Here is a 23,664-nt window from a genome sequence, read left to right on the forward strand (position 1 = left end):
GGTGCGCTATATTATAACTAATTGAATGATTATGATAGTTTGCTTGCTTTTATAAAAAAAAATAAAGCTATTTTAAAACTTTGACAAAAGTTGTTTGAGTTATTGAAACCTAATCATTTCGAAGTATGATAAGTAGCTAAATTGAAAAAAGTAGTAGAGTTATTTGTTAATTTTTAAACCACTTACGGTATTTAGCATCGCTAAGATCCTAGGATTAAAAAAGAATTGCTTTTTGAGAGTTATAAAATTTTTTATTATAATAAATTCTATCTATAACGTACAGTGGTACCACGTATATTTTTTATTTACGTAGTTTTACTGCACCAATTTGTTTCTAATTATTATGAAACACTTCTAACGATGAACATTAAAAATTTTCCGCTATAAAATTTAGCCATAATTCATAATTAACTATGACAGTTACAGATATAAAAACTTCTTACCTTATTTTTCATCCTTGCCAATATAGTTTCACTACCTAGTAACAATGGAAGAAATTCTAGATCTTAATACTTGTAAATACATATTGCAATAAGTAAAGTTATTGTCAGCTAATAATTGTAGCATATTTGATTATTCGCTGGGTTGTTTTGACTGAGATAAAATTGCTATAGATCGAACAGATTAATTGACCTAATATAACCATCTTAGGACATAAGGAAGTTAATTTTTTTGACTCAGACACGAATACGCATAACGTCTCAAGAATACGCATAACGTCTCAAACCAAATTATATTTAAGTATGACAATCACAACATATTGCCGATATTAATATCGGCAATATGTAACAATCATATTTTATCATTATACAAGAGATGCAAACTCATAAAAGGTCTTGATAATATAAAAAAATACAATAACAAGAAGGTAAAAAAATTTTTATAAAGAGCATTGTATTTTATTTATTGCCCACACAAAAGTTCTCTAGCACTTAGTAAACTAATTCTTACTCTATAACATTACTTAACTACACTTTTTAGGTGAGTATAATGCTCCGAACCAATACGGCTAAGCAAATCAAGCTGGGTCTTAAGATAATTCATGTGCTCTTCTTCGTCTTCAAGAATCTCCACTAGAAGCTTACTACTTACATAATCGCTAATCAATTGAGCATCAGCAATGGCATCTCGAAGAAACGGCAAAGCATCAAGTTCAACCGCAAGATCACATTCAATAATTTCCTTAACATTTTTACCTATACGCAAAGTCTTTAGCGTTTGTAGGTCAGGTAAGCCTTCGAGGAATAAGATGCGTTTGATTAACTTATCAGCGTGCTCCATCTCTTCCATTGCTTCTAAATAAGCTTTCTTCGAAAGATCATTTACTCCCCATTCTCCTAGAATGCGAGAATGCAAAAAAAATTGACTGATTGCGGTCAACTCGTTTTTAAGAATGCCATTCAGCTGTTCAATGATTGTTTTTGCGCTTTGCACGATACCTTAGGCCTCCGTAAACTTTAGAACGAAAATATATAGTACAACAACTAGCAACCACAAGCAATGCAAATCCGAAGAGCATAAATTATTTAACTAGCATATATAACAAATAATTACTGATTTTTCTTAAAATTAATTTTTTCTATAACTTTAACTAATTATAATGATTATAATTAGTTATGCTAATTGCTAAAAGCGCTCTGCTACTATCATTACCATTATTCGAGAAAATTTTTCTTATTTTTAATGAATAAATATGCTCAGCCCCACCTATAATCTATATACACATCCAACAATAATTTCTTTGCATAACAAAAAATAAATTCTTTAACTAAACATTATCATATAAAACAAATAAATAACATATTGTTGTATAATTTACGACAAAGATAATTTAAGATTATGTTAACACAAGCTATATATTTTCTTAAGCTAAGCCCAAGGGATAAATTAAATAACAAACATACACTCTAACATTACTGTGACCAAAACAATAAGCCTTCTAAAGGATAGAGTTGGTCAATATTTATAATATAAAATTAATAAAAATATCTATTCGTTATGTAATTTAATATGTTGAATTGATAATTATTTTTTAAACTACTTTACATACGACTATGTAAATCTAAGTTTTTAGATTGAAAGGCAATATCTTTATTTAAGATATGATCATAACATGAATTTATTGATTACCTGAATAATTTGCTAGCTAAGCTAAAAGTTTATCTTGATCTATAAAGTATTTTAATTATTGCTTAGAATTATGATGAGTTAGCGATGAAGATTTTAAGTTTTTTGAATAATAACAATGCTATACAGCCTAAAACTTGTTTGCTATTTTTGCATAAATAGGCTTTGTGAATTTTGACATGTGAATGTATAATCGTGCTCAAATAATTTAAAAATAACTATCAGCAATAAAATTTCTCTGAAAAATACCAAATCTGATTAATTATTAGCTGTTTAATTGCTTTATAGGTCATAAATAATTACCTAAGCGTTAGTATCTCATAGATTCCAGTGCTTAATTAACCGCAGATCTTTGAATAAAGATAAGCTTTATTTTTTTAACAACTGCCGAGTATTAATCACATGACTCCTCCTGATTTGATTCATATTTCTCGAGCATTAATTTCTGTTTCTTGCAAAATTGGTCTTACTGAGTTTGCCTTAGCTTTGTCGCAGATGGGGGTTGAAATTCTATCTACTGGCGGCAGTTGCAAGAAGATCGCCGATGCTGGAATTCCAGTAGTGGACGTAGCAAAAATAACTGGCTTTCCGGAGATGATGGATGGGCGTATAAAAACTTTACATCCATCGATTCACGGAGGACTGCTTGCTCGGCGTGATAAGGATGATCATATTGCTGCTATGAATGAGTATGGAATATCTCAGATTGATCTTTTGGTAGTTGATCTTTATCCCTTTGAGATAAGTCAATCTCATGGAGCAGATTACGATGAGAGTGTGGAAAACATTGATATCGGAGGACAAGCTATGATTCGTGCAGCCTCTAAGAATCATGAATTCGTAACAGTTATAGTAGATGTGGATGATTATGGTCTGTTACTCGATGAAATGTATGCACACAATGGTTCTACTAGAATGGCTCTCCGTCGCAAACTAGCAGCTATCGCTTATGGTCGTACTGCAGCTTATGATGCTGCAATTTCCCTTTGGTTAACCCGCGAAACAGGCGAAATATTTCCACGTCGCTTTACTCTATCCGGCTTTGCTCCTCGGATGTTACGTTACGGGGAAAATCCTCACCAAGAAGCTGCTTTTTACCATACAGCAGAAAAAAGATTCGGAGTATCTAATGCTGAGCAAATTCAAGGCAAAAAGCTTAGCTATAATAACTTGAACGATACTGCTGCTGCTTTTGAATTGGTAGCTGAGCTCGAGAGTCCAGGAATTGTTATCATAAAGCACGCAAATCCATGTGGTGTAGCTGTCGCTAATTTATTGAGCGAAGCTTGGGACGCTGCACTCGCTAGTGATCCTATTAGTGCCTTTGGTGGCATAGTTGCGGCTAATCGCAAGATAGACTTTGCTACTGCAACAAAGATTGCTACGATTTTTGTAGAAGTAGTAATTGCACCGTATTTTGATCCAAGAGCATTAGAGGTTCTTATAGGAAAGAAAAATCTGCGACTTCTAAAGACCGGCGGCATGCCTGATCCTACGTCTTCTGGTCTGATTATTAATAATTTATCCGGAGGATTACTAGTTCAATCACGTGATGCGGGAAAAGTGAATCAAGATAAGCTAAAGGTAGTTACTAACCGTTATCCGAGCGAAGCAGAAATACGTGATTTACTGTTAGCTTTTCGTGTTTGTAAACATGCAAAGTCAAACGCTATCGTTTATGTAAAAGACGGATCTACCGCTGCTATTGGTGCAGGTCAAACAAGCCGAGTAGATGCTGCTAAAATTGCTGCCTTGAAGGCTAAAGACATAGCTGAATTAGCTGGCCGAGCGGAACCACGTACGCTTGGCTCGGTTGTTGCTTCTGATGCTTTTCTTCCTTTTGTAGATACTTTGATTACTGTTGCTGAAGCTGGAGCGACTGCAATCATTCAGCCAGGGGGATCAGTTCGCGACAAAGAGATTATTGCGGCTGCCAATGAACGCAATCTCGCAATGGTTTTAACCGGTATGCGACACTTACTTCATTAAAATTCAACACATACATAGTTTTTTACGAGATATTAGACTATTGTGTTATAACTAATTGATAATGTTTTGTTAACTAAGAATATTACTGAATCAACTTACCTAATAGGCTGATTAATTAAAAATTATTATTAATTCAATTATCTTCTAAAAAAAATTTCAACATAAATTAATCATGTTACTCAGAAATGCTATCAAATAATAAATTCATAGTATACCATTATATAAATAAAATTCTGTTAGACTAACTTTTTTCGAATCAGTAAATAAAGTCATTAAGCAATTATGCATCTGTGGTATTTAACTGATAATATTACAAAAACTAACAATTATTGCTTAAATGTTATTTTACTTAAATCTTGCAAATAGTTTGTAGCATCTCCGTCTTAAACAATAAAGCTAGTGATTAGTGTTTAAATAAATTATCTCCTAAGTGAAATCGGCTATATTTTTATATAGCACTAAATGTAAGTAAATTTTTATCTGTTTAGCAGGTTAAACACTGCTCAGGTGTACGAATGAATGGAATCATTATTTGCAAAGGATAATAGATGGTATTATTTTAATTTAAAATACTTTGTTCAATAACAAACAAATATAGAATATTCACCAATATCAGCAAGTAATGTTCGCAAATCAGCATGCAAACAAAGAAGAAGTTATCTGATCTCGCTATATGCTTGTCAGCAAATAAATGTCCAAGTTTCCTTTATGCTAAAACAAGTTGTTTATTCCAATAGTTAGTTAGCTAGTGATATATAGCCAAAGTATTTGAAAAAAAGGTAAGATTATTCCTTTAGTTTATTCTATAAAACTGTGATTATAGTAGATATACAACAATCATTTTTGCTTGAATAATATATTAGGAATCTTTTAGGTTAAACGTATCCAAACTTGCTAAAATTAGGGGTTATTTTTTTTAGTATACCCCAAGTATGCTTTTCCCTAATGTTGCATCAAAAAATTTTAATAAGCAAAATGTTTAACAATACTTGAGATCGTTAATTTATCTACATTATCAAATTATTTTTAGAAGAAAATGGTTGTTTGATAATGGATACTACAGCCAGTATTAACAGATGAAAGGCTAAACCCATCGATTCGCTGTATCAGCTTATTATTGTCTTCTAGGAATGTGCATTATTTACTATTAACTAGAATAAAAGTCTGGCATTTGCTTCCAAGTTCTTTTATAAAATCAAAAATATTCGTTTATTTTTTTTGCTATAAGCAATTAATATTTTTGAAATTCTAGTTTACCTTAATTAAAAGTTTTATCTTTACTATCAACTAATTACTTTTCTACAACCTAAATTCGCAATTGAAATTTATCAAACATCAATAATCATGTTAACGTAGATAAACTTTAATCACTGTAAGCTTATTAAGAGTTAAGCAAAAATTAACATATCCAAGAATTTTCTTTACTAAGTAGTAAAAGAAGTGACGAAATTTTCGTATATCATTAATATGCTTATAAGCATCTTATATTTACTCTAAAAAAACAATAATTTTTAATCGATAAGAATTAGCTTCAATCTAGGAATCTATATTATATTAATGTAACAGAATAAAATAGTAAAAATATTAATTAGAATGGCTATTATCGTTAAATAGACTTGGTATTTCAAATACTTATTTCCTATCAATTTCTTTGATTCATTTTAATTAATTATTTTCAAAATAAAATTTTTTATAATTAAAGTGTTTCTTCGGTTATTTGTATTATAGAAAGAACAATTTTTTAACATTCTAAAGCACAAACTTGTATATTATAATGAGATGATATTTTTTGTATAAAACTGCGAATCCCCAAATCATACTTCAAGATAATTAAAAATAGTTCATAAAGATTAATATATATTATTTAAAAAAAAGTTTTTACTGACAAAAGCAGTAAAAAATTATACCAATAAACTCAAGTTAGCTATACATGTAAGCAATGATCTGATTGGAATTTTAATTGCTCGAGGTTTGTTAATAATGGTTCAATATTTATTGAAATGACAATGCTGACCAATAGCACAAAAACAGAACAAACAAGTCATTATTTTTTAATCCAATGGTAGTAAAGCTTTAAAATTTCAATGCAATTAATTTAACAAAATACTAATAAAGTACTAATTTATAGATCAATACAATGTTGATTATTTTATCACTCAACAATAAACCGTGCATTAGAGTTTTAGCAATCATTTTGTAGAAAAACTCCTTAAACGAGTATGGCAACAAAGAAGGTTAAAGCGAGAATAATAATTGTCTGTAATTACTAAAGAATAAATATATCAGTTATAGATAGAGCAGGGTTCTCTAGGATTAAAAGTATAATTAAGATATATTACTTGCCGATAGAAGTCTTATACTATAATAAATTAATCCTTTCCCAAACAGCAAACCATGTCTGCCACAATCACCATATTGTTTGCTGCCAAATTAAAAAAAGCTAAACAATCAATATCTTACAAAGATTTTATTATTATGTACAGCCAAACAATGATTAGTCAGCTAAAATCCAGCTATACACTATTGTAATAATAGTTTATTTATTATTACAATAGTGTAATTCTTACTATCGTATTCCACAAGTTAACCATATCAAGAATAAAATCTAGTTTATAATAGGAAATTTTATTCAAACTACTTTGCATAAAATCATCTATGTATATGTAACAATTCTATTATGTTCGTGTATTCATGACTTGAATATTATAGATATAAAATGATCAATAAATTAGGTATAGAGTATTTTACAGTATATAAAAAGGTTTGACAGATTGTGTATTGAGTTATAGCTTGATTTAAGGAATCAAAAAATGCCAAAAATGAAGACAAAAAGCAGCATTAAACGCCGCTTTCGTATGACTAAGTCGGGTAATATTAAAGGTAACGCGGCGTACAAACGTCATATGTTGCGCCGACGTTCCCAAAAAATGAAGCGACAAGCTAGCGGAACTTTTCTACTATCTGATCCGGATCAAAAAATAATTAGAAGATTTATGCCCTACTGTTAAGGAACAAATAGATGGCAAAAATTAAGAGAGGTACTACCACACATGCGCGACACAAAAAAGTGATAAATTCAGCCAAGGGATACTACGGTCGCCGCAAGAATGTATTCCGAATCGCTGTTCAGGCAGTTGAAAAAAGTCGACAATACGCTTACCGTGACCGACGCACGCGTAAGCGTAATTTTCGAGCATTATGGATCCAACGTATCAATGCTGGGGTGCGGCAGCACGGCATAACTTATTCGCGTTTTATGAACGGACTTAAACTTGCACAAATTGAATTAGATCGCAAGATTCTTGCAGACCTAGCAATTCACAGCCCCATTACATTCAAAAATATTATAAAACATCTTGAAAGTACTCAAAAACTAAATAAACATAGCAAATAGAATAATAAATTAATCTATCTTAAAATTTATTTGCTATATAGCAGCAAAACCCCAAGGACAACACTTTCAACCATATCTCCAGGATTAGAATTAAGTCAGGTTATACTAAGAAGCAGATCGGGTTTTAATTGACTAACTGCGAAGATAGTCTGCCGAAAGCAAATTAATTAATACTTATTTATCTTCCTTCCGAAGCAGATTTGCAGATAAAAATTTTTCTTAGGAAGGAAGAAATTGCTTTAAATTTTTACTTCATTGCTTTCGATAAACGAATAAAAAAACCTTAGTAACAGTTAAAATAATTAACCTTCTTATCTTCAAATAAGGATATCTTCTTATTAAAAATCATCAGTAATACACTTAATCTTAGTCATCAAAGAGAATAAAATATTTGTTACCCTAAAAATTAAATTAGCAATGCTGGCGCAAAAGACCAATTTACTGTTGATCATTTACTTTTAGCGACAACCAAGCTTATAAACAATTCATTCCATAACTTTTATGTAAAAACTTATCGCTCTAGTAAATAAGATAAAAAATTATTTTAATCAAAAATGTATTAAACTATTTGCTAATAACAATAAATATATGAGAAGATTGATAATTGTCTTGCCCTTAAATCATCTAAAAACAGTATATTAGCTTCGTCAAGTTTCATTTTTAATTTATAAAAAAATATTTTACATTAATTTTCAACAATTTTCTCTTTAATATATAAAACTTAATCAAAGATTGAAAAAATATCGCTACTGTTTTAGTAATTAACGGTAATAAAGTAACTGTAATTACTAAGTAGTAATTACAGTTACTTTATATTTAATTATTTATAATATCTATTTACTTTATTCATAAAAATTTGCAACACGCTATAACTGGAACCTAAGGATGAAAAATCCTTTCAATAGTAATTGAAACCCTACTAAAATAGACAAATGAGTATCATTCTAAGCTGATTAAAACTTACAAAGAAGAGATATTTTATTGTATTAAATCATGTTGATTATTTTAATTACTAGCGGTTGATGAAATAAATAACCCTTTTGTTATTTATTGAATTTAATAATAAAATAATAATACTATACTCGGCATCTAAAATCTAAGGTAGGTGAAGCTTTTATAGGTAAAATAAATTTTGAACTTTATCGTTTAAACTATTTTAGTAATGCTTGTTGCTCCGTCTGAGAGCAAAGACTAGGTAATCAAATCTACAACCACCATTCACAAAAACATCTAACGTTATGATTATTTTGTGTATGAAGAACTACAAGGTATTAGCGAATACTGGAGAAAATAATTAATTAGATCCATAAGCTAAAAGTGTAATAGTTAGTCTTAAAAACCATAACAAAACGGGCCTCCAAAGTCTGACTAATCAGTGCAGCTCTTAATTAAGAAAAAATTTAACTAGCTTATCAACAAATACGCCACTCTTTAGCAAAAAATTATAGAAAATTAGTAAATCCTCTAAATAACTATAGGCGTCAATAAATAATTTAGCTTAATGTAAAACAAATGGTAGAGAGATTATTAAAATGTCGAGATAATATAAACAGTCTAAAAACAGACAGCAATTTTGTTTATCCAGTTTTACTTTAGCCTAAAGGGCTTAATACAATTGGAATTGACTCAATTATAATAAAAACTAATCTATATTTTAAATTATTAAGTAACTTAGTAACCCAAAAAAATTCATTGATAATTATTTAAATCAGCCATTAATCAACGAGCAGTCATAACTAACGGCACACCACCAGCTGGACCAGCGACCGCGTCAATTAATTTGTGTTTAGGAGGAAGTTTGTCATCACTTAGCAAAACATCATAGCCTTCTACTAAAATCGCTAATGCAAGTTTCATTTCAGTTAAACCTAGATTTGCACCAAGACAATGTCGTACTCCTCCTCCAAATGGAATTGATCTTGACTTAGCGGCTTGATTATCACCAAGATAACGTTCGGGTCGAAACATATCAGGTTCAGGGAAAGCTGTTAGATCGCTATGAGCAAGAGGGACTGATAATCCAATCACCGTACCCTCCGGTAACATACGTCCAGCAAGATCTAATGGTCGTGCTAACTTACGGCCAATCACTGGACCAATCGGTCGCAACCGCAATACTTCTCGACAAACCGCATCTAAATAATCAAGACGAACTATCCTATCAGGATCTGTTCCCACCGAAGCAAGTTCTTCTCTAAGTCGAGCAAGAATTTTAAAATCAGCATAAACATGCCAAATTGCCCAAGTTAATGCTTGAGCGGTAGAAGCGTGTCCAGCAGACAAAAGGGTAAAGAGTTGGTCGCGCAAAGCATCTACTCCCAAAGCTGGATCTGTAGATTCCCTTGCTGCGCGCGCAATGGCTAAGAAAGGATGAGAGTCTTCTTCACCTCGATAAATAGCATGCTCTATCGACTGTGCTATAATATGATCTACAGTAGCACGAGCCCTTTTCAATTTGCCCCAAGGGGACCATGGACCAAGATCTAGCTGTAAAATTGGCAAAAAATGAAGCATGAAACTCGCTTTCGATTGCAAAGCTGCATAAGCTACAGCAAAACGAGCCTCTTCTTGCTCTGGCAAAATGCCAATAACGCTACGTAAAATTACATGAAGTGTAAGCCGCTTAGCTACTTCAATCATCAATACGCGCCTTCCGGTAGACTTGGCATAAACACGCCGAGCAATATCTTGGATGATAGAGCCATTGTTACGGCGTAAAGGATTCATAACCAAGGGTGCTACCTGCTTCCGAGAGGCAGAATGGGCTGCACCATTTAGGCGCACTAAACTATAAACCCCCATAACTTCGATACCAACATCCAATACGCTAAATGCATCAATCGGCAAGGCTAGAACTTGGAGAATAGAACTTGCATCTCCAATCACCATCATCCGCATGCCAGGTAAGCGAAGAGTAAATGGATCACCATAACGCGCAGCGAAAGCTCGATGAGCACCAACTGGATCGGCAGCAAATTTCATCATCGGCCCGATTAATCCACGTGGTCCAGGTGGAAGAGTGTCTTTCAAAGTAACCTGCCATGGTAAGTTGCACGTAAAGGCGTTTTAGGCCCAAGCAAAAAGCCGGTACGAAGCAACGTTGGAAATTTGTTATCTTTTAACTCAATACGACAAGTTTTTAGTACTGTCGCAAGCAATACCTTAAGCTCCATCGGAGCAAATGTATTCCCTACACAAACTCTCTCACCACCGCCAAATGGATAATACTCAAAGGCAGTGTATCGCCTATCCAAAAACCGCCCTGGATTAAAATCCCAAGGATTTTCATAAATATTAGGATCAAAATGAGTAAGCCATACACAAGCACATACTTGTGTTCCTTCTGGGATAGAATAGCCCATTAACTCAACAGGCTTAGCTACCAAACGTAGAACGTCTGGTACCGGGGTCCAGAATCGCAAAACTTCCTTAATCACTGCGTTCATATACGGTAAATTATGCACTGCATTTGGGTTTACTTCCAAATCAACATCAGCCAATTCTGACATCAGTTTATCATACACCTCTGGAGTTCCCAACACTGCCTGTACCGCCCAGCCAAAACTAAGTGCCGAAGTTTCATGACCGGCAATTAGCATTGTAATCATATTATCAGCCATCTCTATGTCAGCAAACGCAGGCGAGCCATCATCTCGTTTAGCTAATACCATGTGAGCTAGCAACCCGTCATGGTTACCAGGATCAGCGCGAATATCGGCAATAGTTTGCAGCAGCAAGTCTTGAAATTGCTGACGCACGTGAATAAACTTGCCCTGAGAAGGCACTGCTGGGTGCAGTAAACCCATCATTGATGTAAACAAAAACAGCTTATTACTTAACTGCTCGGAGAATGCCCTCACAGCTTTTTTACGCTTTTCAATTCCATCCCGGTCATGAACACTAAACAATGCTCGAATAATAATTTCAAGAGCAATAGCCATGCCTTCTTCGACCAAATCCAATGATTGGCCTAAATGCCAAGTTTCCATACGCAAACGAGCTGCATTAACCATTTGTCCTGCTAATCGATGCAAAGCATCAGTCCGCAAACCAGGCGCAAGTAGAGCACGCTGACGGCGATGTTCCGCACCAGAATGGCCGGTGAATGCCTTGCCGAGAACTTGTTTTTGCGCTTCAACCTGAAGCGGCAAAAAACAATCAGTTGGAGATGTAAAAATTTGCTTTACTCCTGCTGGATCAGCAGTAAAGACAGTTTTCGCAGAGGTTGTAATGCAAAAAGGATCACCGTACTTATCCTTCATTTGCGAGAACAAACTTATCGGATCACGCAAATAGCCAATCTTACTAAAAAGTGAAAAGCGTGGTCCTGGAGGTAAAGTCATGCGGGGAGCAAAGTCAGTGGCATTTGTTGTCATCGTTCATCTTCTCTCACACGAGTATACTAGTTAGTAAGAACCGACGACTTAGCATTGATTGCTATGTCGTCGCGGGCATTCTGCAATGAATTTATAAATTCTCTACTCTCAAAGAGAAATTTATACCCAAAATAGTCAATCGTTTGATGTAGTTTTACAGTTTCTGATACAACTTGATAGCGCGGTAAAATATCATTTTTTCTATAACGAGATTTTATTAGAATAATTAATTATTCACCAAATATAATTTAAAATCCGCCTTAACCCATAAAAACAAGTAATAACTGCTGTGCAGCAATGTAAATCTAAAACTACCTTAGCCTCAGAAAATCAGTTCCTTTCCTGAATGATCTTAAAAAATTTAACCAACGAAGACTTAAGTCAAATTTCCTAGAAAAGAAACTAAACCGGATTCCTGTAAGATGATCTCTATAATACAACCTGACAGTCTTCAACATGTAGAATAAACTGTGATCTACCCCATCTATTTAATAAAATCTATTTAATAAAAAATACCTTTTTCATTTTAAAATCAACTAAACACAACAAGCGCCAACCTAATGCAAGATATACCCATAAAACTAACCACTGAGCTATATAATGCTAATCTCAACCGGACAAGCAATATACAACATCTCCTTAAATTTTAATGTTAAAACTTCTTAGAGTTAATGCTTTATTTTAATTTAAAGGCATTTGTAGCGATATATTTTAAATCATAAAAATATCGCTAAATCCACCTTAATTGCGACATTAAATATACACATAATGATTTAACAATCTAGTAATTGATCAATAAATTATATACAATCGCAGTATAATCTGAAACATTATGCATAATTAAAGCAAATTATTAATAGTCTATAATTATTTTTCACTAATACAGCAAGATAATTGAACTCATTCAAAAAATGACTATCACAATCAGATCATGCTTAGAATATATTTGCTTAATAACATATTTTTAGTGGATTTCATAATTATTGCCCTAACAAAAAATTGCATCATTGTTCCGCCCTTCAATAGGCTAGAGGTAACCATAAGCGTTATAGCTATTTTATTAAAAATTAGCTATAACTTAAAAATTAGCTATAATGCTAAAAGTGTTAGGATTTAAATAGCAGCAATAACTCTACTTATTATGTAGCAAATTACTGATATTGTCGAGTGTTTGTTATTAAAAATCATTGAAGTTATTCGATTTACAATAAATCGTGAAAAACTTAAGGTAATTAATGCGGTTATGAAAAATATATTTAGAATTCTCTTGTTAATATTTAGCCGCAACCTCAGTAAATTAACTTTTAGTTATAAGCAAAAGGATTTATGAACTTGACCTTAATATACAATTGAGCTAAAAGCCTTTTAACAGATTAAATTTTTGTAGTAGAAGAAAAACCAAACCTAAATCCTTGTACTAAAAGAGAAAGAATTTTTTTTTAACAAAAAACTGTAAATACCGAATAAAATAACTATTCATAGTGGAGAAAAATTTCATTTTCTTAATTGCTTAATATACATTAAGCGTCAGAGATTTATCAAGAATATAAAATCTTATGTTAAAAGTACCAACTTTTAACATATTTGACAAATTTCTTAATTCCACTACTTACCGCACGATCTCTCCCCTACTACATTCCTAATCCAACTAAAGAAAATAACCTAATAATAATAGGAAATAATCTATTGGCTATCAGTGAGAAAAACTAAGACATTGCTTTAACTAGAAGAAGATAGCAAAACAATTTATTTCGAATAGATAAACTATAGTATTTATAATTATTAAACAATGATTTTGCAAAAGATAATTTTTGTAGATAAGCTAAGCCTTTTGATTAAATCAACAAATGCCAACCAAAAGGTTGGCAATTAATTCTAATTTATGCTATAATCGCAAATGCAAGTAAGACAAAATTCTTTACTGATTCAGCATAAATATAATAAAATGAATTATTAATTTCGAGAGTTTTTTTTGATCCTAGAAACTGGGTACAATCTACGCTTAATTATTAATTGACTTATTGGTTTATTAACTCTGATTGCCCATTTTAGCATGGAGAATGGATCAGCTTTAAAGTTTGCTTCCTTCGACACATAGTTGAATTTATTATAGGCTAACATAAGCAATTTGCTAAGCTTCCAGTTAGTGTATCCCAATCTAAGTATTAACTATACGTAGTGCGCTCTGTTACGATCAACGGATTTATAGTTTTCCTACTTAAGTGACACCTAACAATACATATATCATCACTTGAGAATCTATAATGCTGTCATTTAACAAACATTTAAATTGCCTCTAAATGTAGAATTTACAATATTAACTCAGTTTATGCTACAATTATAGACGGTCTGCAACACGATCTTGCTAGATTGTTATACACATTATAAGCTAACTATCTCTTTAATTATCTAATAAAAATATAATAAATACAAATAATTTAATTAATAATAATTATTATATTTTGATGTTTAAGCACTTTTATGATTCAAAATTATTGTTAGTTAATTTACATGCGCTATAATTAGCGTTTATTTTTTTTTGTAAATTCTTTTCTCTATTATTTGCTGTTAAATGGGATGCTAAAATGGTCGATGATCAAGATATTGAAACTGATAGCATTCGTTTTAGCGATGCAGCTGCTTTAGTAACAACTTTAAAACCAAGCTATCCAGTTTATTGTTTTAGGCCGCACAAGATAAGAGCTGTAGTACAACATTTTATTGAAACTTTTCCTGGTAAAGTGGTCTATGCTGTAAAATGCAATATTGAGCCGAGGATGTTGAGCTGGGTGTCCGAAGCTGGGGTTACTGCTTTTGACACTGCCTCGTTAACTGAAATCGCTGCTGTACGAAAGCAACTACCAGACGCCGATGCTTTGTTTATGCATCCAGTAAAAAGCCGAGCATCTATACTAGCCGCTGATCAAGTCTATGACGTGTCGACTTATTGCGTTGATTCTATGGCTGAGCTAGAAAAAGTCTTACAAGTCGCTAAACGACGAGACCTAAAGATATTTGTGCGAGTTGCTACCCCAAGGAGCAAAGCTACTTTTGAGCTATCCGCTAAATTCGGTGCTACTCAGACTGAAGCAATTGAGATACTTGATCGTGTAGCCAAGGAGAGAATGCAAGCAGGCATCGCTTTTCATATTGGCTCTCAATGCATAAATCCACGAGCTTTTCGTACCGCTTTTGCTGTAATCTCTGATGTTTGGCGTGCTACAAAGGCTGAAGTGCGTGAGATTGACGTTGGCAGCGGTTTTCCTGTTGCCTATGCAGGTCAGTCTGTGCCACCTCTAGAAGATTTCGTCAAGGAAATCGTTGAAGGAAGACGTGAAACAGGGATAGATGAAGATGTAGCACTGCTGTGCGAGCCAGGTCGTGCTCTAGTAGCAGATGGCTGCTCTATGCTTTGTCAAGTATACTTGCGCAAAGGCAACAAATTATATTTAAACGACGGACTTTATGGAAATTTATCAGAACCATACTGGGCAAGAATTCGCTTACCGGCTAGATTGATTCGTGCAAAGAATGAAATTCACAAAACAAACAATGCACCACTTCAAGACTTTACTATATTTGGCCCAACCTGCGATGGAAACGATTTTCTACCTACTCCATTTCGCCTCCCCCATGATGTCAGAGAAGGAGACTGGATTGAAGTTGGACAAATTGGAGCTTATGGAGCAGCTCTATCTACAAAATTTAATGGATTCTTTACCAATGTTCAGGTTGAACTTTCTGATGAGCCACCTCCTACTGGGTAAATTTGGTTATTGAAATAAATATTGCTTTTAATCCTGTAAAATTAATAGAATAATCCAGAATATAATACAGCAATGTTGCTATTGATTTTTTATCAAAAAAAATTTTGCTGTATAAACATACAATTAAAATTGTTTAATGAGTTGATTGATAATTAATTTTTTATTTATCTGCTTTTAATTAGAATAAATTAAAGGTTATAGCCGATAGTATGCTAACTTACATGCAGAAAGCAGCAAATATAAAAATGCATTTTCTGCCAAATAAGCTTAGAATAAGGTAGGGAAGGTTATTCTATGCATTAGCATTACTCCTCATCACTAACAATTATCACAGCTTTTCTGGATTAAGGTTTAAGTATAATCCATAATTAGAAATAATACTTTAGTTATTACATATTCGTGAAACAAACTTTATTTTATTAGTAAATAATCTAAAAACTGCTAGGCTATTAAAAACGAACAATGTTATTTTATAAACCAAATTATTTACTAGCATTACAATAGAGCAAAATAAATTTTTTAATACAGCAAAAAATTAATTATTATTTATTTTTAATACGAAAGTATTTACAAGTATATCTATAAATACTTAATTAAATTTAAAAATAGTAACTTGTTGTTTAATACTATCCTCTGTGTTTAATTGACCAATATTTCGCTTACTAAAATAAAATACCTTTCTAAATAAGTGATGAAGTATAAGGTATTTATTGTACATTAAGTTTTATCAGTTTTACGACTAATGAACTAATCAATAATAAATAAATCTCCGCCTTGATAATACTTAACTAAAAAATAAATTATAGCAAATGATTGATTTTTAGTTAAGTAAAAAAATAAGCGTAGTTTATGCTATTTAGCATAAAAATAGATTAATCTTTACTGTTCTACCTTAAGCTTTTGTAGGCCATACTCCAGTTTTGGAGTAGCACTTAACTAAAAATGCATATAATTCCGAATTATATTGCTATCTAAAATCTAAGTTTTGCTTTATAATATATTATCTAATTTTCTATAAAACAATATATCTCAAAAAGATAAATAATATACATAATTATAAATAAATAATTTAGATATAAAGTTGTGGCTTTTTATGCTCGAATAAAGTTACCATGCTATAGATAATTTTTATTTTTCTGCAAATTGCTTATATGAAAAGATTCATTCATATTAACAAATAGTAGTTATAAAGCATACAAAAATGCTATCCCATAAAAAGCAACAATAGTTAATAAGTAATATATTAAGATAAATAATATATTAAGAATAATTTTTAACGTATTTTATCCCAATTTATTGTGTTTATTAATGTCAAAATTAACTAAAATATTATTAGTTTGCTAGGCGTAAATTAATTGCAGTTTAGTTTATACTGAATTAATGTAAACCTATAATAAGGCTAAGAGGTTTAAATGCGGATTGGCTTACCAAAGGAAATTAAAAACCATGAATACCGAGTCGGTCTTGTACCCTCTAGCGTAAATGAACTTGTAGCCCATGGACATGAAGTAGCTGTAGAAACTCATGCTGGGTACGATATCGGCTTAAATGATGATCATTACCAAGCAGCTGGAGCTAATATTTTACCTGGCCCAGAGGAGGTTTTTTCTTTTGCTGATATGATCATAAAAGTGAAAGAGCCTCAGCCTGTAGAAATCAGCAGACTGCGTCCTGGACAAATATTGTTTACCTACTTACATCTTGCACCAGATCTAGAGCAAACTAGGGGATTAATTAACAGCGGCTGCACCGCTATTGCTTACGAAACAGTTACTGACGCCTATTGTCACTTGCCTTTACTAGTCCCAATGAGTGAAGTAGCAGGTAGAATGTCAATTCATGCCGGCGCTCATTGCTTGGAAAAAGCCCAAGGTGGTAATGGAATGCTACTTGGTGGTGTGCCTGGTGTACCAGCTGCTAATGTAGTCATCCTTGGTGGCGGAGTAGTCGGTGCGAACGCAGCACGTATGGCTATTGGACTGCAAGCAAAAGTTAGTATATTTGACGTATCGCTGTACAAATTGTACAAGTTAGATATGAATTTTGGATCAACATTAAACACTATTTTTGCCACAAGAGACGCTGTGGAGGAATACGTGCTCAATGCTGACCTGGTAATCGGTGCTGTATTAGTAACCGGTGCAACGGCACCAAAACTAATAACGCGAAAGATCGTATCGCAAATGAAAAGAGGTTCTGTATTAGTAGACGTAGCGATTGACCAGGGTGGCTGTTTTGAAACGTCAAGACCTACTACCCACGCAAATCCAACCTATGTTATAGAAGACGTGGTGCATTATTGCGTAGCAAACATGCCGGGTGCGGTAGCAAGAACTTCTACATTTGCGCTAAACAACGCAACCTTACCGTTTACCTTAGCCTTAGCAAACAAGGGATTACGCCAAGCAATGCTTGATAATGAGTATTTACGTAAGGGCCTCAACATTTACAAACGTCAGGTGACCTATAAAGCAGTAGCGGAAGCTCATGGTCTCGCCTTTACTCCAGTTGAGGAAGCCTTACAGTTATAATAAATAACCTGCTATAAGTTACTTTTTTTATTGGCCAAACTAACAACTTGCTAATAAGTGGTTAATGTACTTTATAAAGTAAATCAATTTTACCGTGAGTAATCTAGCATATAGCTGTTCAAGTGTCATATACTTAACCAGTCTCGTATTTTTGCCCAACTCATTCCAGCCATTAGTGCAGGTGTCCGCAACCATCCACCGGGGAATGGCCGATGACGAACGGTCTCGAACAATTTTAATCGACTATCGCTAGATGTTATTGCTTCGGCAATGATCTTCCCGGCAAAACCGGTCAGCGCTATACCATGCCCAGAAAAACCGTGAGCGTAAAAAGTGTTATTCGACAATCTTCCAATATCGGGAATACGATTGATGGTAATGCCAATTAATCCCCCCCATTGATAATCTATCGTAATGTCACCCATCTCCGGAAATATTCGAACAATTTTTCGCTTCATTGTATGAACTAAGCCAGGAGGTGTGATAGCCGAATAGCTTGCGCCAGAACCAAACAATAAACGACGATCATGAGTCAATCGAAAATAATCAAGCGCTATGTTACAATCTGCAACCGCTACATCCTGAGGAAATATTGCAGCTACAAGGCTAGCAGAAAGTTGCTCAGTCACAGAAATAAAAGATGCTATCGGCATAATCTTAGAGTATAGTTTGCTTTCCAGCTTCCCGAGATAGGCATTACAACAATATACTATATGCTTTGCTGTAACCACACCAGCGTCTGTCTGCACAATCGTGCCCTTAACTTTACGCGCAGCACTATGCTCAAACAAAACCGCTCCAGCTTCCTCAGCCCCCCTTGCTAAACCCAAAAGGTAACGCAATGAATGGATTTGTCCACTCTCTGGATCAATCATAGCACCAAAATATCGATCAGAGCCTAGCCAATCCCGTACCTCTGAACGAGTAATCATTCTTGGGCCTGTATAACCCCATGCGTGCAATGCCGCACAAAAACTTTGCATAGTCTTAAACTGCTGATTATTTAATGTAAGGTGTAAGTATCCAAAGCGTAAATCAGCTTCGGGTGCATGACGAGCAGTACGTTCCTTCAAATCATCTACCGCCTCACGGGCCATTTGAAAAAAAATACGAGCGCTTTCTTTGCCAACATATTGCTCAATCACTGCAATATCAACAGCAAAGCCTTGCACTACTTGACCGCCGTTACGCCCAGATGCGCCAAAGCCGATTGTCTCAGACTCAAGCAAAACGACATTCAGTCCACGTTCAGCACAATTTAAAGCAGTTGAAACGCCAGTAAGACCACCGCCGATGACGCACACATCACAACGCAGATCCCCATTTAATCTATTGCGCTCAGATATATCAGCAGTAGCGTGATACCAGGTAATCGGAGACACTGTCACTCTCCAGTCTACATTACGATATTTTAGGGATAGAAAACATGTTATTTTCAGGATATTAATTTAAAAATTAAATTTTTGCTTCATTCTAGATAATACAACAAATTACCAATATAATATCTTTATTTTGCTAAAATTAATCATTGACTCAAAATTTTTTCCATTCCTTATTCTCTAACATAAAAATAATGCGCATCGCAGCTAAAATTCCGATATTCATTAAATCATAATTTGTTGCTCGGTAATAATTTATTTTGCCTTAGATATGAGCACTAATGATCATTCAAGATCAATAGCTTCGTTAATATAGCACCACAAGTAATTTAATTTATAATTGCAACATAGATTTATAAACTACAACATCTATACAAAACTAATTTCACCATTCTAAGAGACATCTCACACTTTGTTAACCGTTTCGTAATCTAATTATAGTAGCCTCTGTTTGACTTTACTTATTATACAATAATCCAAAGTAAAATTGATTAACAATGGTCTTTGTTTTAACCATTTAGATGGAAAAATTTAAATAAAAATCTTTTATTTATGTTAGTATCCAAGTAAGCTTGTACTATAAAGAGGTTATAAGAAATTAAAGTTCTTCCATCTAGTGCTGCAATAATGCATTTACACAAAATACTTATAGACTAAGCAAACCAAATATCTACAGATGTTTGGTAATAATTAGATGAATTTTCGCTATCCATTTGCATAGTAAAACCTATTTGATGCAAATCAAAATAAAGATAGACTAAAATAAATTAAGTAGCTTATACAATTATAAGCTCACAACTTATCGAATATCGTTGCTTAAACCAATTGCATGATAAAATCATTTGGCCTGAGCATTAACATTCTCTATATCAATCTTAGTTACTTTTTATGCATAAATTTTTAAGGATATTGCGTCCATAAGCAGTATCCTTGAAAGGATCACGGTAAAATCCATTATTAGAATTTAAGAACTCTGCTCGACAAAAACAAATTCAGCAATACTATTTCTAAAATATTTTAAAGTTAAGAAGCATTACTTCTAATACTTATTGGGAAGACTAACAATGTTAAAAATTGTAACATTTTACACAATGCTCATACCTTATCTATGCAATGCTTTTTATTATCTATCTACGACAGATTAAACATTTAATTTATAACAGTTTTTCCTTGTATATTTTATATCATAAAAGTTTAACTTCATCTTAAGTTTAGGAGCATGCTCAATTTTCTATAGCATAATATTAGCATAATATTCCGGTAGTTTTTATAATAAACTTATTGATAAGCAGCAAGAAAAAATTTTTGGAATCTAGTCTAAAGTCGGTCTTTCACTAAAAATTAAATTATACCTCCGAGAATCAAATTTCATAGGGGAAATTATTCGCTCGCCAGAAAATATATTTTCCAAAATAACAAACGATATTTAATCAATTGACTGTTATCACAATAATTTATTTACCAAAATTACTGCTATTTAAGCAAATTACCTCTAAAAGAGTAAAATCTTTCAGTAATCTATTAGATTACTGAATCTAATAGATATTTAGCTAAAATATAGCACTTTGAGGTTAATATTATTCCAGATATAAATTAAGGATGATCAAGAGCAAATTTATTTATAGAATAACTTAAATAAATATAATCAATTTGATAAATAATCAAAAATATTTACTTTATTAAGGTAGTAATAATTACACATAAATTATTTAATTAAATTAAAAATTTTTTGCTATAATTGCCGCGCCCTTAAGTTAAATATTAAGCAATTTTCAATTGTATACTGTATTTATACTAGCTGTGCACAAAATATCCACTTTTATACTAGGAAACAACTCGCTTGTGCTATACACTATCCAGATTAATCTCGGTTGGAACCATTATAGCTAAAATCGCCAGTAAGCTTATGATATGATCTATTATAGATTAACAAAGATAAATAGTTTAATTTAATAAATATTCAGTATATTATATATTAGTGATATTTATTAAATATAAACTATTTATCTTGGCTGTTTCCTTATGAAAATTGATCTCGATTCCTGGATACGTAAAAATCAAATCAAGGAAGTGGAATGTTTAGTTTCTGACTTATCTGGCATTGCTAGAGGTAAAATTCTTCCAGCCCAAAAGTTCTTATGTGCAACACGTGATCAGGGATTACGTTTACCTGAATCAATCTTTGGTCAAACAGTCACTGGGGACTATATTGATGAAATTGATCTTGATCCACGCGCAAGCGATGTGTTACTGCGACCGATAACCGAAACTATCCGAATGGTTCCATGGTATGCTGAGCCAACAGCTCAGATAATTCATGAGGCTTATTATTTTGATGGTACGCCTGTTGACATCGCAGCTCGATCCGTCCTCCGCCGTGTACTGGATCTTTACGTTGAAAAGAGTTGGACTCCAATTGTAGCTCCAGAGTTAGAATTTTTTTTGGTGAAGGTAAACGAAGACCCTGACTATCCTCTAGAACCGCCAATTGGTCGTTCCGGACGCCCAGAAATAGCACGCCAAGCTTATGGTATCGACGCAGTTAACGAGTTCGATCCGCTTTTTGAAAAAATCTATGATTACTGCAAGGCGCAGGAAATTGATATTGATACCTTAATTCACGAAAGCGGTGCTGCACAAATGGAGATAAATTTTAATCACGGTAACGCGCTGGATTTAGCTGATCAAACTTTTTTATTTAAGCGTACAGTACGTCAAGCCGCACTAGATCATAAGATATACGCTACCTTTATGGCTAAACCGATGCAATACGAACCCGGTAGCTCAATGCATATACATATTTCTGTAGTTCATAGTGAAAATGGTCAGAACTTATTTGCTGGTAAAGATGGAAAGAATTCTGATTTCTTTCTTAATTTTATAGGGGGTATGCAAAAATATGTACCACCTTCAATGGCCTTATTCGCACCTTATGTAAACTCTTATCGTCGCTTAGTGCAAGATTCTGACGCACCAGTGAACGTCCATTGGGGAATTGATAACAGAACTACTGGATTTCGAGTACCAGAATCTCGCCCTGAAAGCAGACGGATTGAAAATCGGGTTCCTGGCGCCGATGCAAATCCATACTTGGCTTTCGCTGCTTCACTGGCTTGCGGATATCTTGGAATAATAGAGAAACAAGAGGCATCCAAACCAGTTGATGGTAGCGCTTACAACCTAGCTGCTAGCTTGCCGCGTCACTTAGAGGATGCGCTATTGCGGTTAAACCGATCAAAACAGCTCCGTGATATCCTCGGACAGCGTTTTATCAAAGTACTTACTCAAATAAAAGAGCAAGAATCACGGACTTATCTTGAGGTAATTAGCGCCTGGGAACGACAATATTTGCTTCTTAACGTCTAATCATTACTTAATAATAATGTAATATTTCTCTTTCATTAGCTGCAAAGAAAAACGATTAGATAATCATTTAACAACAACGATATAAACCATCCAGACAACTAAACTTCCCTCGCCAAGCAAATGTTTAGCTATTTTGGAACAGGTATATCAAAACCTTTGGTAACAGTGTAAAAGCCACTACTGCATTAACATTCCTAAACCTTACCAAGAGTAAGGCTCGTTTGTTGATCACATTCAAGCAAGTAACTTTAAATTATTAATCTCAAATTAAAAACAATAAGATTTATTTGTTGGTAGTAGACTACAAGAATGTTTATCATAGCTTTCATTTTGAAGTACAAAGAAATCTACAAGACATTCTTCTAATCTGTTGTAATAGCTTTTACAAAAAAGTACATTTAATGTTTATAATTTCTCGTCTATTATCCATTTAAATTTTAATTGTTAAGTCTAGTTAATGTAAATAAGAGCAATTTAAACCGCAGATAAACTTAAATCTACATGTTTTAATAATACAATACAGCATTAATCACTATCGACTTATAAGCAGAAACAAATTCATAATGGATTGAGGTATTAAAAATTTAATGACAATCTGTTAACGATTACAATGTAATACTATGTGTAATTAATGTAACATTACATAATATACAGAAACTTTGTAATTAAAGTAGTATTTGACTTTAATTAATAATATACCTAGCTTATATCCAGTTTTTTGGATACATGCTTAAC

General features: G+C 33.1%; 10 protein-coding genes. 6 read left to right on the forward strand and 4 right to left on the reverse strand.

Translation table 11 applies throughout. The features are described from left to right. Positions 1 to 960: 960 nt before the first annotated feature. Positions 961 to 1,434 (reverse strand): bacterioferritin, encoded by a 474-nt coding sequence (bfr, locus tag P856_RS03320; protein WP_025300754.1) that lies wholly within the window; start codon positions 1,432 to 1,434, stop codon positions 961 to 963. Positions 1,435 to 2,529: 1,095 nt separating this feature from the next. Here bfr and purH point away from each other — a divergent pair. From purH to rplT, 3 genes are all read left to right on the forward strand, one after another. Then, positions 2,530 to 4,116 carry a bifunctional phosphoribosylaminoimidazolecarboxamide formyltransferase/IMP cyclohydrolase gene (gene purH, locus P856_RS03325; protein WP_025300755.1) on the forward strand — a complete coding sequence of 529 codons (1,587 nt, stop codon included), beginning with the start codon at positions 2,530 to 2,532 and terminating at the stop codon, positions 4,114 to 4,116. 2,810 nt (positions 4,117 to 6,926) lie between these two features. Then, the gene (rpmI, locus tag P856_RS03330) at positions 6,927 to 7,124 is read left to right on the forward strand and encodes a 50S ribosomal protein L35 (RefSeq protein WP_025300756.1); all 198 of its coding nucleotides are present in this window, start codon (positions 6,927 to 6,929) and stop codon (positions 7,122 to 7,124) included. 11 nt (positions 7,125 to 7,135) lie between these two features. After that, on the forward strand, positions 7,136 to 7,510 hold the full coding sequence (rplT, locus tag P856_RS03335) for a 50S ribosomal protein L20 (protein WP_025300757.1): 375 nt from the start codon (positions 7,136 to 7,138) through the stop codon (positions 7,508 to 7,510). 1,719 nt (positions 7,511 to 9,229) lie between these two features. Here the strand turns inward: rplT and P856_RS03340 are convergent. Beyond that, the gene (locus P856_RS03340) at positions 9,230 to 10,540 is read right to left on the reverse strand and encodes a cytochrome P450 (RefSeq protein WP_025300758.1); all 1,311 of its coding nucleotides are present in this window, start codon (positions 10,538 to 10,540) and stop codon (positions 9,230 to 9,232) included. Continuing rightward, a complete protein-coding gene (locus P856_RS03345; RefSeq protein WP_025300759.1) occupies positions 10,537 to 11,886 on the reverse strand; it encodes a cytochrome P450 in 1,350 nt (449 codons plus the stop codon). The genes P856_RS03340 and P856_RS03345 overlap by 4 nt, the downstream gene beginning before the upstream one ends. A 2,585-nt stretch (positions 11,887 to 14,471) precedes the next feature. On the opposite strand from P856_RS03345, the gene P856_RS03350 reads away from it, so the two are divergent. Continuing rightward, positions 14,472 to 15,653: an alanine racemase gene (locus P856_RS03350; protein ID WP_025300760.1), complete on the forward strand. Its 1,182-nt coding sequence runs from the start codon at positions 14,472 to 14,474 to the stop codon at positions 15,651 to 15,653. Between the two features lie 1,412 nt (positions 15,654 to 17,065). Beyond that, complete coding sequence (gene ald / locus P856_RS03355; protein WP_025300761.1) at positions 17,066 to 18,184, forward strand: alanine dehydrogenase; 1,119 nt, start codon at positions 17,066 to 17,068, stop codon at positions 18,182 to 18,184. 125 nt (positions 18,185 to 18,309) lie between these two features. On the opposite strand, the gene P856_RS03360 is transcribed toward ald, so the two are convergent. Beyond that, entirely contained in the window at positions 18,310 to 19,566 is a 1,257-nt protein-coding gene (locus P856_RS03360) for an NAD(P)/FAD-dependent oxidoreductase (protein ID WP_025300762.1), read from the reverse strand. Between the two features lie 2,019 nt (positions 19,567 to 21,585). Here P856_RS03360 and P856_RS03365 point away from each other — a divergent pair. Further along, positions 21,586 to 22,929: a glutamine synthetase family protein gene (locus P856_RS03365; protein WP_025300763.1), complete on the forward strand. Its 1,344-nt coding sequence runs from the start codon at positions 21,586 to 21,588 to the stop codon at positions 22,927 to 22,929. Positions 22,930 to 23,664 lie beyond the last annotated feature (735 nt).

Source organism: Candidatus Endolissoclinum faulkneri L5 (assembly GCF_000510265.1).
Taxonomy (GTDB): domain Bacteria; phylum Pseudomonadota; class Alphaproteobacteria; order Thalassobaculales; family Thalassobaculaceae; genus Thalassobaculum; species Thalassobaculum faulkneri_A.